The organism is Elusimicrobiota bacterium, assembly GCA_016182905.1.
Taxonomy (GTDB): domain Bacteria; phylum Elusimicrobiota; class Elusimicrobia; order UBA1565; family UBA9628; genus GWA2-66-18.
In genome coordinates this window covers 40,814-61,345 of sequence record JACPFR010000028.1, presented here as the reverse complement: position 1 = coordinate 61,345, position 20,532 = coordinate 40,814, and the positions used below count along the sequence as shown (strand labels likewise).

Sequence of the window (20,532 nt, the reverse complement as noted above, 5' to 3'; positions counted from 1 at the left end):
CGGGTCTCACGACGGTTTCGGCTCCTTGCCGAGGGTCTTCAGGATGTTCCGCAGGTTCGTCTCGCAGAACTTGATGTACGTCTCGGTCCCGGGCATGGAGTTCGCCATCGTGCCGATGACGGCGACCTTGGCTCCCGTCTGCACGGCGAGCCATTCGGGCAGCTTCATGTCGAACTGCTGCTCGCGGATGATGACGCCGACGCCGCGCTCCTTCATCGTCTTGACGAGATCCGCGAGATGCGTCGGGGTCGGGGCGACCCCGGGCTTCAGCTCGATCGTGTCGACGAAATCGAGGCCGGTGAAGTCGCCCAGGTAGACCATGTCCTGGTGGTAGGAGACCGCCTTGAGGCCTTTGAGCGGGGCCACCCACTTCCGCCACTCGGCGAGCCGCGGCTCGAGCTCGGCGAGATACGCCTGGAGGTTCCGCTCGTAGTCCCCCGCGTGCTCGGGGTCGACCCGCGCGAGGCCGTCGGCGACGTTGCGCGCGATCCTGGGCCCGTTGTCCGGGCTGATGTTGTAATGCGGGTTGCCCTGCGGGTGGAGGTCGCCCTGGTCGCGGCTCAGGGTGTGCGGCTTGTCGAGCACGTGCATGCCCGCGGAGCAGTCGATGCAGCCCTTGCCGACGCAGTTCAGGGTGTCGGGGTCGGGGCGCATCGCCGGGTTCCGGGCCACGTCGAGCAGGCCCGGCAGGAAGCTGTGCTCGACGGCGAGACCGAGAAATACGACCGCGTCGGCGCGGTTGAGCCTGGTGACGAAGCTCGGCTTCATGACGACCTTGTGGATGTCCTCCGTGCCGCGGGCCAGCGCGTCGACCGACACGAGGTCGCCCCCGACGCGCCGCGTGATGTCGGCGAGCTCGGGGACCGTGGCGACGACGCGGAGCTTGGCGGCCTCGGCGGGGGAAGAAAGAGCGAGGAGCAGAGCGGCGGCGGCGGCGAGCTTGGTCATGGTGTTCTCCGGGAAAATGGTCATATCAGCGGTCGCGGAAGCCGTGCACGTGGCGGCCGAAGACGCCGGTCCACTGCAGCCCGATCGCGTTGCGGCCGAGCCCTTCCGGCCGGTTGTCGGTCGTGCGCGAGAAGGCCAGCCGCAGGCGCTGGAACTCGGTCACGTCGTACGTGACGAAGCCCGTGAACGTCCGGGTCAGCGTCTTCGCCGTGTCGAGGTCCTCGGTCAGGTCGATCATGACGCCGGGCCTCCAATGCCGCCCGAGCTTGAACTGGAGATAGGAGAAGCCCGCGTAGGAGCGGACCCGGTCGGTCGGCAGGTTCGTCGCGGGGTCGAACCTCCGCTCGTTGTTCTGCATGACTTCGGTGCCCCAGACGGCGCCTTTGTAGATCCCGCCCGCGGCCGGCTGCCAGCGGTACGTGAGATCGACTCCGCTGAGCGTGCGCCAGGTGTTCTTGCGGGTCTGGATGCCGGCGGAGGTGTTCGCCGCGTCGGGGGTGCCGTCGGCGTCGTAGTCGGTCCCGGCGACGGACGTGTCCATGACGTAGCGCCGCGGCGTCCAAGCTTCGCTGACGCCGAGCTCCAGGCTGTGGTCGTCTCCGAGGTCCGCGTACGCGGCCAGCCGTCCGAGGTACGTGAAGCTCTCCATGGGCCGCGCGGCCGCGTTGTCGGCGCGGGCGTTCTCCCCGCCCAGCTTGTTGTAGGCGCCGGCGGTCGCGTTCAGGTAGAACGGCGTGGGGAAGAGGTAGGAGACCTCCACGCCGTCGGCCTGGGTCTCGCCGCCGATGAAGTTCTCCAGGGAGAGCGGGCGGTCGATGACCGGCAGCTCGTGGTTGTGGAAGTGCGCCAGGCGTCCGAAGGCGGCGAACAGGCGTCCGCCGGCGACCGTGAGGTTATAAGGGAGGGCCGTGGTCTGCAGAGTGGCCTCCTCGGCTTCGACGCCGTCCGGGGAGGCGTTCAGGACGATCCAGCCCTTGAGGAACGGGTCGATCGGCGCCTCGATGTTGAGCTCCGCCGTGCGGAAGTTGAAGTTCGACGCGCCGTTCGAGTGGCCGTAGGTGAAGTCGAGCGCGGCGCCCATCGCGGGGTTGAACGCGGACAGCGAGGTCTTCGCGGGAGCGCCCTCGAGCTTGCCCAGGCGCTCCTCGAGGCTCTTGATACGGGATTCGGCGGACGGGGCCGGTTCTTCGGCCCTGGTCCCGACGGCGAGCGGCAGCAGCGCGAGCAGGAGGAGGTATTTCATATTGATAATGATAACACAGTATCATAACAGTGTCAAGCGACTTTTTTGTTATCATCGTCCCCATGCAGCGCGACACCTCCCAGCGGCGGGCCATCCGCCGCGCGCTCGAGGCCGCGGGGCGCCCGCTCGGGGCCCTCGAGGTCCTCGAGGCGTCGAAGACCGAGGCTCCCGGCCTCGGCATCGCCACCGTCTACCGGAACATCAAGGCCCTGCTCGCGGCCGACGAGATTTCCGAAGTCCAGCTTCCCGGCGAGCCGCCGCGCTACGAGGCGGCGGGCAAGGGCCATCATCACCATTTCCGCTGCGAGCGCTGCGAGAAGGTCTACGAGCTCGGCGGAGCCTGCCTCCCCGACCTCAAGAACGCCCTGCCGCGCGGCTTCCGCGTGACTTCCCACGAGGTCCTCGTCCACGGCGTGTGCGCCGCGTGCGCCCGCAAGAGATGAGCGTCCTCGGGGGCTTCGCCTCCTTCGACCGCGCCGCCTTCGGCCTGATCAACGGGGTGTGGACCCATCCTGTCCTCGACAAGGTCATGCCGCTGGTCACCGACCCGCACCGCGTCCCGTGGCTCGCCTACGGCGTCGCCCCGCTGGCGCTCGGCGCGTGGCTCTATAAAGGACGCAAGCACGCCTTGCGCGTGCTCGTCGTCGCCGCGATCGCGGTCGGCGTCTGCGACATGCTCGCCTATCGCGTCATCAAGCCCTGGGCCGCGCGGCCCCGTCCCGAGTACGCGGGGATCGGCGCGATCGTCCGCGCCCCCGTGGGCGGCCGGCTCGGCTTCCCGTCCAATCACGCGATGAACGCCGCGGCCGCGGCCTCCGTGCTCGCCGTCGCCTACCCGTCGGCCGGCATCGCCCTCTGGGCCGGAGCGGGGCTCGTCGCCTACAGCCGGGTGTACGTCGGCGCGCATTATCCGTTCGACGTGCTCGCGGGCATGGCCTTCGGCGCGATCCTGGGCTGGCCGTGGGCGATGCTGATGCTCGGCGGCGGCGCGAAGAAGAAAAAGAAGCGCTAAACAGGCTTCAGGCTCTGGCGCCCGCCTCGAACTCCTGTTATATTGGGTGCCATGAAGCTCTTCGTCCCCGCGGCGTTATTCCTGGCCTCCCTCGCCTCCGCCCAGACGGTGCGCACGACGAAAACTCGCGTGGCGACCGGCTCCGCCGCCTCCTTGACCGGCTCCTCGTTAAGCCAGACGCCCGTGCCGTCGGCGCTCTCCGCCCCTTCTCTCTCCGCGGCGCCCTCGCTCGCCGTCGCGCCCGCGCTGGCGGCCGCTCCGGCGATCCTGCCGGCCGCCGCGCTCGGCGCGCCCCCGATCCCGGTCGTCCCGTCCAAACGGCTCGACTCTCCCGCGCTCGGGCCGTCCGCCGACGCGAACCACACGGGCGGAGCGGCCCTCGGCGCGCTCTCGGATCTCGCGGTCCCCTCCCGCAGGGCGCCTTCCGGCGCGCCGAGCGTCGACGACGGGCGGCGGGTCTTCGACGGCGGGGAGGCCGCCCGCGCGGAGGCCTTGGCGCCTGCTGTTTCGGCCGCGGACGCCTCGCGCCTGGCCCGCTCGACCGCGCGCGAGTCGGAGCCGCGCGCGAAGATACCCTTCAAGCAGCGCGCCGCGGAAGCGGTCGAGCTCGGGGCGTTCGGCCTGGGCATGCAGCTGATCACCGGCCTCGTCTTTCTCGTCGCCGGAGCGCACGCGGCCTTCCCCGCCCTGGCCGGCGCGCTCTGGGTCCTGGGCGGCTCGGAGGGCGTGAAGCATCTGGCCGATCTCCGCCGGGTCCTCGTCGGCGGCTGGCAGGCCTCGCACGACCAGAAGATGCGCGTCGACTACGGCACGGGCCGGCTGAAGGACATACGCGGCCATAAGTACGGGGAGGACCGCTACGACGAGTTCGCGCCGGGACCCGTCTCGGCCCGGGAGCGCCTGGTCATCGACTCCGCGGCGCTCGCCGCGGGGCTTCCCTGGGTCTGGGGCGCGGGTCCCAAGGCCGTGGCCCTCTATGCCGCGGCCGCCGTCTCGGTCATCGCCGCGCGCCAGGTTTGGCGCCGTCTGAGGCCCGTTCCCGAACCGAAGAAAGCCCGCCCGGGCTTCCAATACGACCGCTGAGGATTGCGTAAATTTTCGGTAAGCGGTATTGACGCCGCGGCTCTCGGGACGCATACTGTCGCATGGCGCATCCGGCGTATTCGGCCGTCGTCGTTCTCCTCCTCTGCGCTCCCGCCGCCCGAGCGCTTCCAAACGCCGATCAGGACGGCGGCGGGAATTTCTTCGAGCGTCTGTGGGAGCGTTTCGAGGATCGCTTCGGAGACTCGGGGTCGGGCTCAGGCACTGGAACGGGCAACACGGGGTCGGGAACGGGAACAGGCGACACGGGGTCGGGCACGGGAACGGGCGACACGGGGTCGGGCTCGGGCACGGGAACGGGCAATACGGGGTCGGGTACGGGTACTGGAACGGGCAACACGGGGTCGGGAACGGGCACGGGAACAGGCAACACAGGGTCGGGAACGGGAACGGGAACGGGCGACACGGGGTCGGGCACGGGAACGGGAAACGGCATGGGCACCGGGACGGGCACGCCGCCTGCCTCGGGCACGCCGCCCGCCTCCGGCACGCCGCCCGCCTCCGGCACGCCGCCTACCTCGGGCACGCCGCCCACCTCGGGCACGCCGCCCGCCTCCGGTACGCCGCCCGCCTCCGGCACGCCCCCCGCGTCCGGCACGCCTCCCGGTTCGCCCGCCTCGGGTGTTCCCGGGTCCGGCGGGCCTTACGGCGGCGCACCGTCGCCGGGGGCGTCCGACGGCGGCTCGGCCGCGGGGGCCGGACGCGGCCCCAAGGAGCCGATCTACGGCTTCAAGGGGCTCAAGAGCGGCATAAACTCCGATCCGCTCGCCGAGGCGCGAGAGGCCGCGGCCGCGCAGGCCGCCGCCGCCGAGGAGCAGCGGTTTCTTCACACCAAGGTCGGGGGCATCCCTCCGCCCGAGGGGAAGGTCGACCCGGTCGTCCGGGCCGCGGCGCTGATCAACTCGACGCGGAGCAAGCTCGATCTCGGCGACCGCGCGGAGGCGATCCGCGACGCGACCGCCGCGCTCGCGCTCGCGCCCGGCTCGCCGACGGCGCTGGGGCTTCGCGCCACGGCGTTGAACCTCTCCGGCCGCCACGTCGAGGCCGCCCGCGATTCGCGCGACGCCCTGAAGGCGCGGCCCGAGGAGGGGGCGCTGTGGGAGAATCTCGCGTGGGCGACCCTGCGCTCGGGCGATTACGCCGAGTCGGTCAGGGCGGCCGGCATGGCTTTGAAGATCAATCCGAAGAGCGCGCTGGCCCTCGCGACGCGCGGCTACGCCAAGCAGATGCTGGGCGACATGAAAGGCCTGCGCGAGGATCTGGAGGCCGCGGCCTCGCTCGACTCGCGTTTCGCCGATAAGGCCGCGCTGGCCCGCGCGGGGAAGAACGCCTACGACCCCGGCGCCGACGACGCGTCCTACCTGCTCGGCGCGGTCGCGGCGGTCGCGGGAGGCGCGTCGAAGAGCCTGCCGATGGCTCTCGGCGCCGCGGCGATGCTCATCGCCCTCGCGATCGTGGCCGGCTTCGGCTACGCTCTCGCCCGACGGGGAGACGCCCGGCGCGCGCCCAAGCTCGAGCCGCTGGCCGCGGCGCGCGCTCCCGCGGACAAGGGCCTGCTGGCCGGGAAGTACCGGCTCGAGGGCCTCGTCGGCAAAGGAGGCATGGGGGAGGTCCGCCGCGCGAAGGACATGACCTTGGGCCGGCCCGTCGCGATCAAGACCTTGGTCTCCGCGCTCGATCAGGGCCGCGAGGGCGCCGAGTGGCGCGCCCGCCTGCGCAAGGAGGCCATGACCGTGGCCGCCATCCATCACCCGGGCATCGTCGACATCTACGAGATCGTCGAGGAGGACGACGCGCTGCACCTCGTCTTCGAGTACCTCGAGGGCATCACCGTCCATTCGATGATCGCCCAGCAGCAGCGCCTGTCGCCGGCCCATTGCGCCCGCCTCCTGTCGCACGTCTGCGACGCGCTGGCGCACGCCCACTCCCGGGGGCTCGTCCATCGTGACCTGAAGCCGGGCAACATCATGGTCACCTCGACCGGGTACGTCAAGCTCCTCGATTTCGGCATCGCGCGGGCGCTGGGCGAGGCCGTCGGCGCGGGCGCCGCGCCGGGCGCCGCCGCGCCCGGCCTCCGCTTCGACCGCACCACGACGGTCGCGGGCACTCCCGTGTACATGTCGCCCGAGTCCGACCAGGGCATAGTGGGCCCCTCGGGCGACGTCTACTCCCTCGGCGTGTGTCTCTACGAGATGATGACCGGCCGCCGGCCCTATCCCGACGCGGCCACCTCCATGGAGAAGGCGTCGATCCACGTGACGCCGCCGAGCGCCCTGGCCCCCGGAGTGCCGCCGGCGCTCGACGCGCTGGTCGCGTCCGCCATGGCGGCGGACCCGGCCCGGCGGCCGCCGAACGTCGAGGCCTTCCGGGACGCCCTGAACGACGGCGTGCGCGGCGCATGAATCCGTTCCCCGGCTAGAGCCGGGGGCGCCTAAGCGCTGGTGGGAGAGGCGCCGTCGCGGCTGCGCTGGTGGTCGTGGCCGTCGCCGTGCTCGTGCTTGCCGTCCTGGTAGCCGAGCTTCTCGACGAGCTTCTTGAGCTCGTCTTCCTTGCCGTTCGTGGCGACGACGTCGGAGAGGTGCTCGAGGTAGACGATCGCCTCGTTCAGGGCGACGCGGACCTCGTCGTCGGACTCGCGCAGCGCCCAGAGCTTGAGCTGGCCGTGCAAGGTGAGCATGCGCTCCCCGCTCGGGTCCATCAGCTTGAGCCAATGATACTGGGTGCGGAAGGCGCTGATCTCGCCGGCGACCTCCTCCTCCGGGGTGAGCCGGCCCGCCTTTCGGTCGAGGGAGTGCTGGGCCTCGTGGGAGACGGTCGCGTAGGTGAAGGCGTCGCCGACGAGGATGCCGAGGATCTTCATGCGGTCGTTGAGCTTGACCAGGCCGCCGTCGAGGCGGTCGCGCATGTACTGGAAGATGCCCATCTGGTTCGGGGCCAGGACGCCCTCGGTGTCGTAGCTGAGGCTCTTGCTCTTCTGGAGCGCGACGGCCTGGGCGGCGGCGGCCTCGAGCGCGGGGGGCGGCGGCTCCTTATGCGTGCGCTTCCAGCGCTCGATGCGCAGCGCGGCCTCCTCGTTCATGCCGTCGATCGAGCCGACCTTGCCGGTGACCGGCTCGCGGTCCATGCGGCGGTAGTTCCCGACGGGAACCACGAGCTGCTGGTCGGGGAGCTTGTCGAAGAAGCCGTGGGCGCGCGTCTTGATCGAGACGTTGCTGACGGACAGGTCGGCGACGGCGTCGCGCAGGGCCTCGGCGCGGGCTTTCAGCGTCGCGGGATCGACGTATTCCCGCTCGGCGGGCGCGGGGGCCGGCTGGTCCGCGAGGACCGGGGCCGCCAGGAGCAGGAAAGCGAGGGCCTTGAGCGCCATCGTCTCAGTATATCGCAAGCCGCTCCTCGGGGCTCGGGCCCATGGGCCCAGGAATTGCGGGCCGTGAGGCCCACGCTCGACTAGGACTTAAGGCCTAGCTCGACCTCGTACGGCAAGGTCCGGTAATGCGCCTGGAGCGACTTGACCCCCATGCTCGCGCCCTGCAGCACCGCGATGGCGTGGACGGCCGCGCCGGCGCTGTGGAGGTTCGTGATGCAGGGGATGTTGAGCTCGAGCGCGGTGCGGCGGATGGAGAACCCGTCGGCGCGCGAGCGCTTGCCGGAGGGCGTGTTGATCACCAAGGACAAGGTCCGCTGCTTCATGAGGTCGACGACGTCGGGCTTGCCCTCGCCGACCTTCGCGACGCGCGTCGTCTCGAGGCCGTGACGGGTCAGGAAGTCGGCGGTGTTGCGCGTGGCCACCAAGGTGAACCCGAGCTGCCGCAGGGAGCGGGCCATGGGCACGATCTGGGCCTTGTCCTCGTCGCGCACGCTGACGAAGACGGAGCCGGAGGTCGGCAGCAGCATGCCCGCGGCCTCCTGCGACTTCGCGAACGAGCGGGGGAAGTCCGTGTCGAGGCCCATGACCTCGCCGGTGGACTTCATCTCCGGGCCGAGCCGGGGGTCCACGCCGGGGAACTTGATGAACGGCATCACGGCTTCCTTGGTCGCGGTGTAGGCCGGCTCCACGTCGCCCCGGAGCACGGCGGGCGCGAGGAGCTTCTTGAGCGGCTTGCCCATCATGACCCAGGTCGCGATGCGCGCGACGGGCAGGCCCGTGGCCTTGCTGACGAAGGGGACCGTGCGCGAGGCGCGCGGATTGGCCTCGAGGATGTAGACCGCGCCGTCCTTGACCGCGTACTGCACGTTCATCAGGCCGCGGACCTTGAGATGGAGCGCGAGCTTGCGGGTGTTCTCGCGTATCGTGACGAGCGCGGCGGGCGAGAGCGAGTGCGGGGGCAAGGTGCAGGCCGAGTCGCCGGAGTGGATGCCCGCCTCCTCGATGTGCTCCATGATGCCGGCGACCCAGACGTCCTTGCCGTCGCAGATCGCGTCGACGTCGACCTCGGTCGCGTCGGCGAGGAAGCGGTCGATGAGCAAGGACGGATGCGTCGCGGCCTTGAGCGCGCGGCCGACGTAGTCGACCAGGGACGGGTCGTCGTAGACGACCTCCATCATGCGGCCGCCCAGCACGTAGCTCGGCCGGACCATCACGGGGTAGCCGATGCGGCGCGCGATCTTGAGGGCGGCTTCCGCGGAGGCGGCGATGCCGGACTCGGGGGAGAGGATCTTGAGCTTCTTGAGGGCCGCGCCGAACAGGCGCCGGTCCTCGGCCATGTCGATGGCCGCGGGCAAGGTGCCGAGGATCGGAACGCCCGCTTTCTCGAGCTGGACCGCGAGGTTGAGCGGGGTCTGGCCTCCGAACTGGACGATGACGCCCATCGGCTTCTCGACGGCGATGATCTCGAGGGTGTCCTCCAGCGTCAGCGGCTCGAAGTACAAGCGGTCGGAGGAATCGTAGTCGGTCGACACGGTCTCGGGGTTGCAGTTGACCATCACCGACTGCCAGCCGTGCGCGCGCAGCGCCTTCGAGGCCTGGACGCAGCAGTAGTCGAACTCGATGCCCTGGCCGATGCGGTTCGGACCGGAGCCGAGGATGACCACCTTCTTGCCGCTCTTGGAGGGGAGCAGGTCGCCGGTCTCCTCGTAGGTCGAGTAGAAGTAGGGGGTGGTGGAGGGGAATTCTCCGGCGCAGGTATCGACGAGCTTGTAGGAAGGGCGGACCTTGAGGGCCCAACGGCGCTCGCGGATCTTTTGCTCTTTGACGCCCTTGGCCGACGCGATCTGGGCGTCGGAGAAGCCCAGGCGCTTCGCCGCGAACAGATGCTCGGCGTCCAACGGCATCGTTTTCAACGTCCTCTCGAAGTCGCAGATGTCCTGGAGCTGGTTGAGGAACCACGGGTCGACGCGGGAGACCTCGTGGATACGCTCGACGCTGAGGCCCTCGTCGAGGGCGGACTTGATGTGGTACAGGCGGCTCGAGGTCGGCGTGGCCACGCGCTGCAGGCGCGTCTCGGGATCGAGGGGCTCCGCCCCGCTCAGGCCCTTCTTGCCGCTCTCCAGGCCGCGCAGGGACTTCTGCAGGGCTTCCTTGAAGGTCCGGCCGATCGCCATCGCCTCGCCGACGGACTTCATCGCGGTGTCGAGCGTGAACTCCCCGAACTTCTCGGTCGCGAAGCGCGGGGCCTTCACGACGACGTAATCGATGGCCGGCTCGAAGCACGCGAGCGTGGCCTTCGTGATGTCGTTGGGCAGCTCGTCGAGGGCGTAGCCGACGGCGAGCTTCGCCGCCAGGCGGGCGATCGGGAAGCCGGTGGCCTTCGAGGCCAGGGCCGAGGAGCGCGACACGCGCGGGTTGATCTCGACGCAGATGCGGCGGCCGGTCTCGGGGTGGACGGCGAACTGGATGTTGCAGCCGCCGGTCTCGACCCCGACCTCGGAGATGATGCGCTTGGCGTCCTCGCGCATCTCCTGGTACTGCCGGTCGCTGAGGGTCTGGGCGGGGGCGACGGTGATCGAGTCGCCGGTGTGCACGCCCATCGGGTCGAAGTTCTCGATCGTGCAGACGACCACGAAGTTGTCCTTGTAGTCGCGCATCACCTCGAGCTCGTACTCCTTCCAGCCGAGCACGGACTCCTCGAGGAGGACCTTCTTGACGGGGCTCATCTCGAAGGCGGCGTGGACGCGGGTGCGCAGCTCGTCGTAGTGGTACGCGATGCCGCCGCCGGTGCCGCCGAGGGTGAACGACGCGCGCACGATGATCGGGAAGCCGAGGTCGCGGGAGACGGCCTTCAGGTCGCTCTCGTCGGTGACGACGACCGAGCGGGGGAGGTCGATGCCGATCTTCTGCATCGCCTGCTTGAACAGCTGGCGGTCCTCCGCCTTGCGGATCGTCTCCAGTCGCGCGCCGATGACCTCGACGCCGTGCTTCTTGAGGATGCCCTTCTCCGCGGCCGCGACGGTGAGGTTCAGGGCGGTCTGTCCGCCCAAGGTGGGGAGGATGGCCTGCGGCTTCTCGATGGCGATGACCTTCTCGAGGTACTCCGGCGTCAGCGGCTCGATGTAGGTCTGGTCCGCGAGCTCGGGGTCCGTCATGATCGTGGCCGGGTTGGAGTTGATCAGGCAGACTTCGTAGCCCTCTTCGCGGAGGGCCTTGATGCCCTGGGTGCCGGAGTAGTCGAACTCGCAGCCCTGGCCGATGACGATCGAGCCGGAGCCGACGACGAGGATTTTCTTAAGATCGCTTCGCTTGGGCATCGGGCATCGCTCCGCTCTTGGGGAAACTCTCGAGCCCGTCGGCGATCGCGCACAGCGCGCCGAGCAGGGCTTCCGTCTCGTTGAGGTCGCGCACGACGGGGACCTTCCAGACGACCCGGTACTGCTCTCCGACGAAGTCCACGGCGGGCAGCTCCGCGAGGCGCTGCTGCATGGTCGCGTCGAAGACGACGGAGCCGGCGTTCTTGTCCGAGCAGCGCGCGAGCAGCCGGTCGCGGAAGGCGGCCACGGCGGGCTCGAGCGCGTCGGGGACCACCATGCCGGCCCGCTTGGCCACGAGGTCCTTCGGCCCGCACTCGACGCGCAGGCTCGTCTCGGCGTTGAGCCAGGCGGTCACCGTGGCGCCGCCCTCGACGGACTCGATGGCGACCTTGCGTCCGTTCCAGGCGCCGCCGAGCCTCGGCGGATCGGACTCGTACTGGAGGCCGAGGACGCCCTTCATCGAGGGCCACTGCAGGGACGGGGTGTTGAGCTTGTGGTCGTGCCAGAAATACCAGCCGGCGGGCAGCGCGAAGGCGGCGAAGATGAGAAGTAAAGTCATCGGGAGCGGGCCTCCAGGCGGGCGAGCATCAGGTTCCGGAAGCGCTCGAACAGGTAGCGGCTGTCGTGCGGGCCCGCCGAGGCTTCGGGGTGGTACTGCACGGAGAAGGCCGGGAGCTCCGTGTGGGCCATGCCCTCGGAGGTGCCGTCGTTCAGGTTCACGTGCGTGGTCCTGACCGTCGACGGGAGCGTCTTGAGGTCCACGCAGAAGCCGTGGTTCTGGGAGGTGATCTCGATCTTGCCCGTCTCCAGGTCCTTCACCGGGTGGTTGGAGCCGTGATGGCCGAACTTGAGCTTGTAGGTCTTGCCGCCGAGCGCGAGGCCCAGCAGCTGATGGCCGAGGCATATGCCGAAGGTCGGCATGCGCTCGGCGAGGAGATGCTTGATCGTCTCGATCGCGTCGGTCACGGGCTCGGGGTCGCCGGGGCCGTTGCTGAGCAGGACGCCGTCGGGCTTGAGCTTGACGATCCGCTCCGCCGTCGTCGAGGCGGGGACCACGGTGACCTTGCAGCCCATCGCCGCGAGGCAGCGGAGTATCCCGTGCTTGACGCCGAAGTCCATGACGACGACGTGCAGCGGCCTCTCGGAGGGCTTGAAGCCGCCTTCCCAGGAGTAGGACTCCCCGCAGGTCACGACCTTCGCGAGGTTCAGGCCCGCCATCGAGGGAAGGGCCTTGGCCTTCGCCACCAGCCGCTTCTTGTCGCCGTCGAGGGTCGAGATGATGCCGCGCAGCGCGCCCTTCTCCCGCAGCTTCAGGGTCAGCGCGCGCGTGTCGATCTCCTCGATGCCCACGATGCCGTGCTTCTTGAGGAAGTCGCCGACCGGCTGCACCGACTCATGGTTGGAGGGGGTCTTGCACATCTCGCGCACGACGAAGCCCGACAGGCGGGGGCGGAGGGACTCGTTGTCCCCGGCCGTGATCCCGTAGTTGCCGATGAGCGGGTAGGTCATGACCACGCACTGCCCCGCGTACGAGGCGTCGGTCAGGATCTCCTGATAGCCGGTCATCGCCGTGTTGAACACGAACTCCCCGCCGGATTCTCCGGCGGAGCCGCACGCGCGGCCCGTGTAGACCGTCCCGTCCTCGAGCGCCAGCCAGGCTTTATCGTTCATGATCGTTCATTTTATCCACAAGGTGGGCTTCAACTGTTGTCGACAACAGTCGGTGATCGGCGGTGGATAACATTCCATACATTTTACAATTACTGCCGATGAAAAACTGTCGTTGACGACAGTTTTTGGAGTCCTCGCTGTGGACAGCGGGGATGACTTCTTCAATGCCGGAAGTGCCTCATGCCGGTCATCACCATCGCGAGACCGTGCTCGTCGGCGGCGGCGATCACCTCGGCGTCCTTGATGGAGCCGCCGGGGTGGATGATCGCGGAGATGCCGAGGGTGAAGGCGGCGTCGATGCCGTCGCGGAAGGGGAAGAAGGCGTCCGAGGCGAGCACGAGGGCGGACGGGCCCTCGTTGTCGCGCAGCCAGAGCTTGAACTTGACGCCGGCCATGTGGACCGAGTCCACGCGGGACATCTGGCCCGCGCCGATGCCGACGGTGCGGTCGGGGCCGGCGAGCACGATCGCGTTCGACTTCACGTGCTTGGCGGCGGTCCAGGCGAAACGGAGCGCGGCCTCCTCGTTCGCCGTCGGCGCGCGCTTGCTGACGACCTTCCAGTCGGGGCCGGCGACCGCCCGGTCGGGCTCGGTGACGAGGACCTCGTCGCCGATCGAGCGATATTGAAGCTCCGTCGTCGGTCGTCGCGTGCGGACTAGGAGCCGGACGTTGGGCTTCTTCGTGAGGATCTCGAGCGCCTCCGGCTCGTAGGCGGGGGCGACGAGGACCTCGACGAAGCGCTTGCTCAGCAGCTCCGCGATCGCGCGCGTGACCGGGCGGTTGAAGGCGAGCGCGCCGCCGAAGGCCGACAGGGGGTCGGTGGCCCAGGCCTTGTCGAAGGCGTGCTCGATCGTGTCCCCGGTCCCGATGCCGGCGGGCGTCACGTGCTTGAAAACGACGGCGGCCGGGACCTCGAAGTCGGAGACCGCGTCCCAGGTGCCGGCGGCGTCGAGGAGGTTGTTGTAGGAGAGCTCTTTGCCGTGGAGCTTGGAGAAGGACATGCCCGCCTCGGAGGCGTACAGCGCGGCCTTCTGGTGGGGGTTCTCGCCGTAGCGCAGGTCCTGGACCTTGATCAGGCGGCTCTCGAGCTTCGCCGGGAAGCCGCCGGCTTCCGGGGCGGCGGCGGAGCCTCCGCTCCAGGCGCCGGAGATCATCGCGTCGTATTCCGCGGTGTGGCGGAAGCCCGTCAGCGCCAGGCGCTTGCGCGTCTCCGGCGACAGGCGGCATTGCGCGGCGTTGAGCTCGGCCAGGACGCCCGCGTAGTCGGAGGGCGCGGTCAGCACGGCTACGTCCTCGAAGTTCTTGCTCGCGGCGCGGATCAGGGCCACGCCGCCGATGTCGATCTGCTCGATGACGTTCTGCTCGTATGGATCTTTCGACTCGGCCGCCGTCTTGGCGAACGGATAAAGGTTCACGACGACGAGATCGATGGGTTCGAGCCCGAAAAGCTCCGCTTCCCGCACCTGCTTGGGGTCCTTGCGGCGCAGCAGGATCGCCCCGTGGACGTGCGGATGGAGCGTCTTGACGCGGCCGTCGAGGATCTCGGGGAAGCCCGTCATCGTCTCGAGGGGTCTCACGGGAAGACCGGCCTGCACGAGGGCCTTGAAGGTTCCCGAAGTGGAGACGATCTCGACGCCCAGGTCGTGGAGGCCCTTGGCGAACTCGACCACGCCGGTCTTGTCCGACACCGAGATCAGGGCCCGCTTCAGGCGGGGCGAGGACTCGTGGGGGGAAGGCTTCACGACGAACTTCCCGTCCTCGATCCTGGCGCGGCCCTCGGCGAATAACGCCGCGGCGCGCGGATAGATCCAATGTTCCTGGGCGAGGACGCGCGCGGCCAAGGTCCCGGGCGTGTCGGTGGCGAGCACGGGCACGGTCGCCTGCAGGACGATCGGGCCGTGGTCGTACTCCTCGTCGACGACGTGGATCGTGGCGCCGCTGACCTTGGCGCCGGAGGCGACGACGGCCTCGTGCACCTTCTTGCCGTACATGCCCTGGCCGCCGAAGGCGGGGAGCAAGGCGGGGTGGACGTTGAGTATGCGCCCGGGATAAGCCTGGATGAGGGGGCGGGCGATCTTGAGCATGAAGCCCGCGAGGCAGATGAGCTCGACGCCGCGCTTCTTGCATTCCTGGGCGAGGAACGCGTTGTACTCGTCGGCGGTCGGGTGCTCGTTCTGCGGGCACACCAAGGTCTCGACGCCCAGGCGCTGGGCGCGGCGCACCGCGCCCGCGTCCTCCTTGTTCGAGACGACGAGGACGACCGACCCGCGCACGCGCCCGTCCGTGCAGGCGTCGAGCAGGGCCTGGAGGTTGGTGCCTTCTCCGGAGGCGAAGACCGCGATCTTCATCAGACGATCTCCACCTCGTGCTTGCCCTCGACGATCTCGCCGACGACGCGGGCCTCGGGGAGGGCCTTCTTCGCGGCGGCCAGGCTCTCGGGGCGGATGACGATGACGAGGCCGAGGCCCATGTTGAACGTGCGCCACATCTCCTTCTCGGGCACGTTGCCGCGGCGTTGGATCTCGCGGAACAGCGGGTTCATCTTCCAGGCGTCCTTGCGGAAGATCGCCTTCCTGCCGCGCGGGAGGATTCGGGGCACGTTCTCGACCAGGCCGCCGCCGGTGATGTGGGAGAGGCCCATGATGATGCCTTCCTCGGCGCGCAGCGCCTTCGCCAGCGCGTTGACCTCGTCGACGTAGATGCGCGTCGGGGTCAGGAGCGCTTTCCCGTATTTCGCGAGATCCTTGCCCTTGAACACCTGGCGCGCGAGCGAGTAGCCGTTGCTGTGGAGTCCCGACGAGGGAAGGGCGAGGATCAGGTCGCCGGGATAGATCTTGGAGCCGTCGATGACGTCCTGGCGCTTGACGATGCCGACGGCGAAGCCCGCGAGGTCGTACTCGTCCTTCGGGTACATGCCCGGCATCTCCGCGGTCTCTCCGCCGAGAAGGACGCAATGGCCCTGGCGGCAGCCTTCCATGATCCCGGCGATGATCTTCTTCGAGGTCTTCAGCTTCAATTTGCCGGTCGCGTAGTAGTCGAGGAAGATCAGGGGCTTGGCGCCGCAGCAGATCAGGTCGTTGACGGACATCGCGACGAGGTCGATGCCGATCGTGTCGTGCTTGTCGAGGGCGAAGGCGAGCTTGAGCTTCGTGCCGACGCCGTCGGTGCAGGCGACGAGGTCCCACGGCCCGCTGCCGTCGAGGTCGAGGGGGAACAGCCCCGCGAAGCCGCCGATGGCCGGGGCCTTCGCCTGGATGTGGTCGACGAGCTTGTCGGCGAGGTCGATGTTCACGCCGGATTTTCGGTAAGTGAGAGTGGCGGCCATTATTTTTTCTCCATGACGCGACTTCCAGGTTTTATGGCGGGAATGCCGGTCTTGCAAAGAGGGCATTCCTCGGGCTTCCAGGCCGTTATAGAAACTTTCCAGAGGGCGGAGTAAGGCGCTTTCAGATCGAGCGCCCCCTCCGTCCGGTCGATGATGGATAGGGCCCCGATCACATTCGCGCCGGAGGCGCGAATGACCTCGAACACTTCCTTGGTCGATTTCCCGGTGGTCACCACGTCCTCGACCACGACGACGTTCTCCCCCGGCTTGAGGGCGAATCCGCGCCGCAGCCGCACCACGCCGTCGACGCGCTCCGTGAAGAAGTGCCTCACGCCGAACGCCCTCGCGACCTCGTGCCCGATCATGAGCCCGCCCATCGCCGGGGACAGGACGAGGTCCGGCTTCACGGCGCTTTTCGCGGCGAGCGCCTTCCCGAGCCGCTCCGCCGCGCCGGGCTGCGCGAGCACGAGGGCGCACTGCAGGTAGCGGTCGCTGTGGAGGCCGGAGGAGAGCAGGAAATGGCCCTTGAGCAGGGCGCCGTTGTCGACGAAGAGCTGTTCGACGTTCATTCCTTGTCCAGCGCCTTGGGGGCGGCCGCCTTCATCTCGGCCAGGATGTCGAGCGCCGCCTTGCGCGGATCGGCCGCGTGGGTGATCGGGCGGCCGATCACGACGAAATCGATGCCGAGCTTCGCCGCCTCGCCGGGGGTCATCACGCGGCTCTGGTCGTTGAGGGCCGCGCCTTTGGGGCGGATGCCGGGCGTCACGAACTTCATGTCGAGATGAGGGAACGCCTTCTTCAGTATGCCCACTTCCTGGGGGGAGCAGATAGTCGCGTCCGCCCCGCCGACCCAGCCCTGCTTGGAGAGGGACTTCACCAATGAAGGGATCTTCGCCGAAGGCGAAAAAATCCTCACGTCCTTGGGGCCCATGCTCGTCAGGATGGTGACGCCCCAGAGCTTCGGCCGGGGCATGACCTCGGCGGCGGCGCGCAGCATGTCGGAGCCGCCCAGCAGATGGAGGGAGACCGCGTCGACGCCGAGCCTCTGGGCCTCGCGCACGGCGTGGGCGACGGTCTGCGGGATGTCGTGGAGCTTGAGGTCGAGGAAGACCTTCCCGCCGTGGCGCCGGACGATGTCGACGGCGCGCTTGCCGTGGGCGGTGAACAGCTGGAGGCCGACCTTGTACCAGACGATGGCGCCGTGGAGGGATTTAAGGAGGTCTTCCTGCTTCTTGATGGAGTCGACATCCAAGGCCACGATAATCTGCGTCACGACAAGCCTCGGGTGATCTTCTTCACCGTCGTCGGGCCGCCGTAAATCAGGCCGGTGTAGAGCTGGACGAGGTCGGCGCCCGCGTCCAGGCGTTCCTTGGCGTCCTCCGGAGCCTCGATGCCGCCGACGCCGATAATCGGAAGCTTCGTGAGCGAACGGACCTTGCGAACGAGCTCGGTCGCGCGGATCTTTAAAGGACGGCCGGAGAGGCCGCCGGCTTCATGCACATATCGCTCCGGGGTGCCTTCGCGGGAGATCGTCGTGTTCGAGACGACAAGGCCCTGAGCCGTTCGGCCGGCGACGTCGATGCACGCGTCGAGATCCTCGCCGGCCAAATCGGGGGATAGTTTCACGAGCACGGGCTTCCGCCCGGGATTCGATTCCTGGACGGTGCTTAATATATCCGCCAGATTCGTTGCCGTTTGCAGGTCGCGCAGGCCGGGAGTGTTCGGCGAGGACACGTTGATCACGAAGTAGTCGCCGTACTTCGCGAGGAGCTTGAAGGTCTGGGCGTAGCGTTTGGGCGCCAGGTTCGCGGGGGTGCCTTTGTTCAGGCCCAGATTGATGCCGAGCGGAACGGATGGTGGAGGACTCATGGACAAGCGCAACGCGACGGCCCGCGCGCCTTCCGAATTGAAGCCCATACGGTTCAGGATCGCGCCCTGTTCGACGAGCCTGAATAGGCGCGGTTTTGCATTTCCCGGTTGGGGCTCCAAAGTCACGGACCCGATCTCGAGAAAGCCGAAGCCTAGACCGGGGAGGATTGAAATTAATTTTCCATCCTTATCAAACCCTGCGGCCAGGCCGACCGGATTGGGAAATTTCATCCCGAACACCGTCTTCTCGAGATTCTGACCGCCATTCCCGGTCAATAGCGAGAGAACCTTATCGGCACCCGGAACGTGGGCCGCGAGGCCCATTAATCCCGACACCTCTTCGTGCACACGCTCCGCGTCGAGCGTGAACAGCCACGGCTTGATCGATTCATAAAGCATGAACCACGCGTCCGCCCGACAGTGTCGTCACGGCGCGACCCTTGAGCCTGCGTCCCGCGAACGGCGTGTTCCGGCTCTTGGAAAGGAACGGCGCCTCGGGCGTCCAGATCGCATCGGGGTCCACGACCACTACATCCGCGTCGGAGCCGGGGGCCAAAGTCCCCTTGGCCTTCAGGCCGAGGAGGCCCGCCGGTCCCGAGGACAGTCGCTCGACGAGCTTGCGGCGCGTGAGGACCTTCTTGTGGAACAGGTCGGTGAGAGCGACGGCGAGCGAGGTCTCGAGCCCGATGACTCCGAACGGCGCCAGGTCCATGCCGAGAGACTTGGCCGCGCACCCGTGCGGGGCGTGGTCGGTCGCGATGGCGTCGATCGTCCCGTCCGCCAGCCCGGCCAGCAAAGCCAGGCGGTCGTCGGCGCCGCGCAGCGGAGGGTTCATCTTCCAGTCGGCGTCGTAGCCGGGCAAATCTTTGTCGTTGAGGGCGAAGTGATGCGGGGCCGCCTCGGAGGTGATCCGGATCCCTCTTTTCTTCGCCGCTCGGATCGCGTCCACCGAGGCCGCGGCCGACACATGGGCTATGTGAAGCCGCGCTCCCGTGAGCTCCGCCAAGGCGATGTCCCGGACCACCTGGACGGTCTCCGCCGCCCACGGCGTTCCCTTCAGGCCCTTTCTCAAGGCCGCGGGTCCTTCGTGCACGCAGGCGCCGTTCGACAGGGAGAGGTCCTCGCAATGATCGATCACGAGCAGGCCCAGGTCCTTGGCGTACTCGAGCGCGCGGCGCAGGAGGCCGGCGTTCATCAGCGGGCGGCCGTCGTCGGACAGGGCGGCCGCGCCGGCGGCGCGCAGCTTGGCGAACTCGGTCAGCTTCTCGCCTTTCTGGCCGAGCGTGACGGCGCCGGCGAAGAGCACGGTGATTGCGGCGTCGGTCCGGGCCTTCGCGCGGAGGAAGGAGAGCTGGGAGGGGGTGTCGCAGACCGGCTCGGTGTTGGCCATCGCGAGCACGGTGGTCACGCCGCCGCGCGCCGCGGCCTTCGTGCCGGTCGCGATCGTCTCGTCGCCCTCGCGGCCGGGCTCGCGCAGGTGGACGTGCATGTCCACGAGGCCGGGGATGACCCACTTGCCCTTGGCGTCGATGGAGGGCACGCCCTTGAGCGAGGGCTTGCGGTGCAGCCCCGCGGCGACCGCGGAGATCCGTCCGTCCTCGATCAGCACGTCGCGCACCGCCTCGAGCTTGCGCGCGGGGTCGATGACGAGTCCGCCGGTGACGATCATCTGCTCAGGCAAGGGACCTTCCTTTCTCGCACAGCGAGAGCACGGCCATGCGCGCGAGGACGCCGTTGGCCACCTGCTCGAGGATCACGGAGCGGGGGCCGTCGGCCACCTCGGAGGCGATCTCGACGCCGCGGTTGATCGGGCCGGGATGCAGGACGAGCGCCTCGGGCTTCATCAGGTCGGCCCGGGCGGGCGTGAGCTGGTAGGAGAGCGCGTAGTCGGCCAGCGAGGGCACGAAGCCCTGGTCCATTCGCTCGATCTGAAGGCGAAGCACGTTGACGGCGTCGGCGCCCTTGAGGGCCTTCTCGACGTCGTGCTCGACGGTCGCGCCGAGAGCGGAGAAATCGTCGGGGCACAGCGGCGTCGGGCCGCAGAAGACGACCTTCGCCCCGAGCTTCTTGAGCGCGAACAGGTTCGAGCGGGCGACGCGGCTGTGGCGGATGTCGCCGAGGACGACGATCTTCCGGCCCTTGAAGCTCCCCCAGCGGTCGCGCAAGGTGAGCAGGTCGAGCAGGGCCTGCGTCGGGTGCTCGTGCCAGCCGTCGCCGGCGTTGATCACCGAGGCCTTGAGCAGAGGCGCCAGTTCCTCGAGCACGCCCGAGCGCTCGTGGCGCACCACGAAGTGCGTGACGCCGACGGCCTGCAGATTGAGGAAGGTGTCGAGCAAAGTCTCGCCTTTGGACAGGGAGGAGCCGACGGGCGAAAAGCTCAGCACGTCGGCGCCGAGGCGCTTGGCCGCCATCTCGAAAGAGGAGCGCGTGCGCGTCGAGGCTTCGGTGAAGATGAAGGCGACGGTGCGGCCCCCGAGGTCGTCGGCGGGAGGGGCGGTCTTGAACGAGGCGGCCAAATCGAGGATCGTCTCGATCTCTGCGGCGCTCAGCCCTTCCAGGCCGAGCAGGTCCTTTCTTTCCCAGGTAGTCGGCGCCAATTTTCCCCGGCGATGAAGTCCGCCTGAACGATTAGACTATTTTTAGAAAGCGCGCGTCCATCCGTCGGTTTGCTAAAATGGA

General features: G+C 68.6%; 17 protein-coding genes. 4 read left to right on the top strand and 13 right to left on the bottom strand.

Features of this window, described 5'->3' with window-relative positions; all coding sequences use genetic code 11:
• Nucleotides 1-6: 6 nt before the first annotated feature.
• Both HYV14_10955 and HYV14_10950 read right to left on the bottom strand, forming a co-directional pair.
• Nucleotides 7-948, bottom strand: coding sequence for a zinc ABC transporter substrate-binding protein (locus tag HYV14_10955; GenBank protein ID MBI2386519.1), 942 nt, complete (start codon nucleotides 946-948; stop codon nucleotides 7-9).
• A 25-nt stretch (nucleotides 949-973) separates the two neighbouring features.
• Nucleotides 974-2,191: a hypothetical protein gene (locus HYV14_10950; GenBank protein MBI2386518.1), complete on the bottom strand. Its 1,218-nt coding sequence runs from the start codon at nucleotides 2,189-2,191 to the stop codon at nucleotides 974-976.
• 62 nt (nucleotides 2,192-2,253) lie between these two features.
• Between HYV14_10950 and HYV14_10945 the strand changes: the two genes are divergently transcribed.
• From HYV14_10945 to HYV14_10930, 4 genes are all read left to right on the top strand, one after another.
• Nucleotides 2,254-2,634 (top strand): transcriptional repressor, encoded by a 381-nt coding sequence (locus tag HYV14_10945; protein ID MBI2386517.1) that lies wholly within the window; start codon nucleotides 2,254-2,256, stop codon nucleotides 2,632-2,634.
• Nucleotides 2,631-3,203 (top strand): phosphatase PAP2 family protein, encoded by a 573-nt coding sequence (locus HYV14_10940; GenBank protein MBI2386516.1) that lies wholly within the window; start codon nucleotides 2,631-2,633, stop codon nucleotides 3,201-3,203. The genes HYV14_10945 and HYV14_10940 overlap by 4 nt, the downstream gene beginning before the upstream one ends.
• Nucleotides 3,204-3,254: 51 nt before the next feature.
• Nucleotides 3,255-4,286: a hypothetical protein gene (locus HYV14_10935; protein ID MBI2386515.1), complete on the top strand. Its 1,032-nt coding sequence runs from the start codon at nucleotides 3,255-3,257 to the stop codon at nucleotides 4,284-4,286.
• 452 nt (nucleotides 4,287-4,738) lie between these two features.
• Entirely contained in the window at nucleotides 4,739-6,706 is a 1,968-nt protein-coding gene (locus HYV14_10930) for a protein kinase (protein MBI2386514.1), read from the top strand.
• Nucleotides 6,707-6,735: 29 nt separating this feature from the next.
• Here HYV14_10930 and HYV14_10925 read toward each other — a convergent pair whose 3' ends face one another.
• The 11 genes from HYV14_10925 to HYV14_10875 form a co-directional block, all read right to left on the bottom strand.
• Nucleotides 6,736-7,671 (bottom strand): hypothetical protein, encoded by a 936-nt coding sequence (locus HYV14_10925; protein ID MBI2386513.1) that lies wholly within the window; start codon nucleotides 7,669-7,671, stop codon nucleotides 6,736-6,738.
• Nucleotides 7,672-7,751: 80 nt separating this feature from the next.
• A complete protein-coding gene (gene carB, locus HYV14_10920) occupies nucleotides 7,752-10,988 on the bottom strand; it encodes a carbamoyl-phosphate synthase large subunit (GenBank protein ID MBI2386512.1) in 3,237 nt (1,078 codons plus the stop codon).
• The gene (locus HYV14_10915) at nucleotides 10,966-11,547 is read right to left on the bottom strand and encodes a hypothetical protein (protein ID MBI2386511.1); all 582 of its coding nucleotides are present in this window, start codon (nucleotides 11,545-11,547) and stop codon (nucleotides 10,966-10,968) included. The genes carB and HYV14_10915 overlap by 23 nt, the downstream gene beginning before the upstream one ends.
• Nucleotides 11,544-12,659, bottom strand: a complete 1,116-nt coding sequence (gene carA, locus HYV14_10910; protein MBI2386510.1) for a glutamine-hydrolyzing carbamoyl-phosphate synthase small subunit — start codon at nucleotides 12,657-12,659, stop codon at nucleotides 11,544-11,546. The genes HYV14_10915 and carA overlap by 4 nt, the downstream gene beginning before the upstream one ends.
• 161 nt (nucleotides 12,660-12,820) lie before the next feature.
• Nucleotides 12,821-15,007, bottom strand: coding sequence for a bifunctional phosphoribosylaminoimidazolecarboxamide formyltransferase/IMP cyclohydrolase (purH, locus tag HYV14_10905; protein ID MBI2386509.1), 2,187 nt, complete (start codon nucleotides 15,005-15,007; stop codon nucleotides 12,821-12,823).
• On the bottom strand, nucleotides 15,007-15,984 hold the full coding sequence (locus tag HYV14_10900) for a phosphoribosylformylglycinamidine cyclo-ligase (protein MBI2386508.1): 978 nt from the start codon (nucleotides 15,982-15,984) through the stop codon (nucleotides 15,007-15,009). The genes purH and HYV14_10900 overlap by 1 nt, the downstream gene beginning before the upstream one ends.
• Entirely contained in the window at nucleotides 15,984-16,553 is a 570-nt protein-coding gene (locus tag HYV14_10895) for an orotate phosphoribosyltransferase (protein ID MBI2386507.1), read from the bottom strand. The genes HYV14_10900 and HYV14_10895 overlap by 1 nt, the downstream gene beginning before the upstream one ends.
• Complete coding sequence (gene pyrF, locus HYV14_10890) at nucleotides 16,550-17,257, bottom strand: orotidine-5'-phosphate decarboxylase (protein MBI2386506.1); 708 nt, start codon at nucleotides 17,255-17,257, stop codon at nucleotides 16,550-16,552. Before pyrF ends, HYV14_10895 begins: the two co-directional genes overlap by 4 nt.
• Nucleotides 17,254-18,252 carry a quinone-dependent dihydroorotate dehydrogenase gene (locus HYV14_10885; protein ID MBI2386505.1) on the bottom strand — a complete coding sequence of 333 codons (999 nt, stop codon included), beginning with the start codon at nucleotides 18,250-18,252 and terminating at the stop codon, nucleotides 17,254-17,256. Before HYV14_10885 ends, pyrF begins: the two co-directional genes overlap by 4 nt.
• Complete coding sequence (locus HYV14_10880) at nucleotides 18,242-19,534, bottom strand: dihydroorotase (protein MBI2386504.1); 1,293 nt, start codon at nucleotides 19,532-19,534, stop codon at nucleotides 18,242-18,244. Before HYV14_10880 ends, HYV14_10885 begins: the two co-directional genes overlap by 11 nt.
• Nucleotides 19,527-20,450, bottom strand: coding sequence for an aspartate carbamoyltransferase catalytic subunit (locus HYV14_10875; protein ID MBI2386503.1), 924 nt, complete (start codon nucleotides 20,448-20,450; stop codon nucleotides 19,527-19,529). Before HYV14_10875 ends, HYV14_10880 begins: the two co-directional genes overlap by 8 nt.
• Nucleotides 20,451-20,532: the final 82 nt, after the last annotated feature.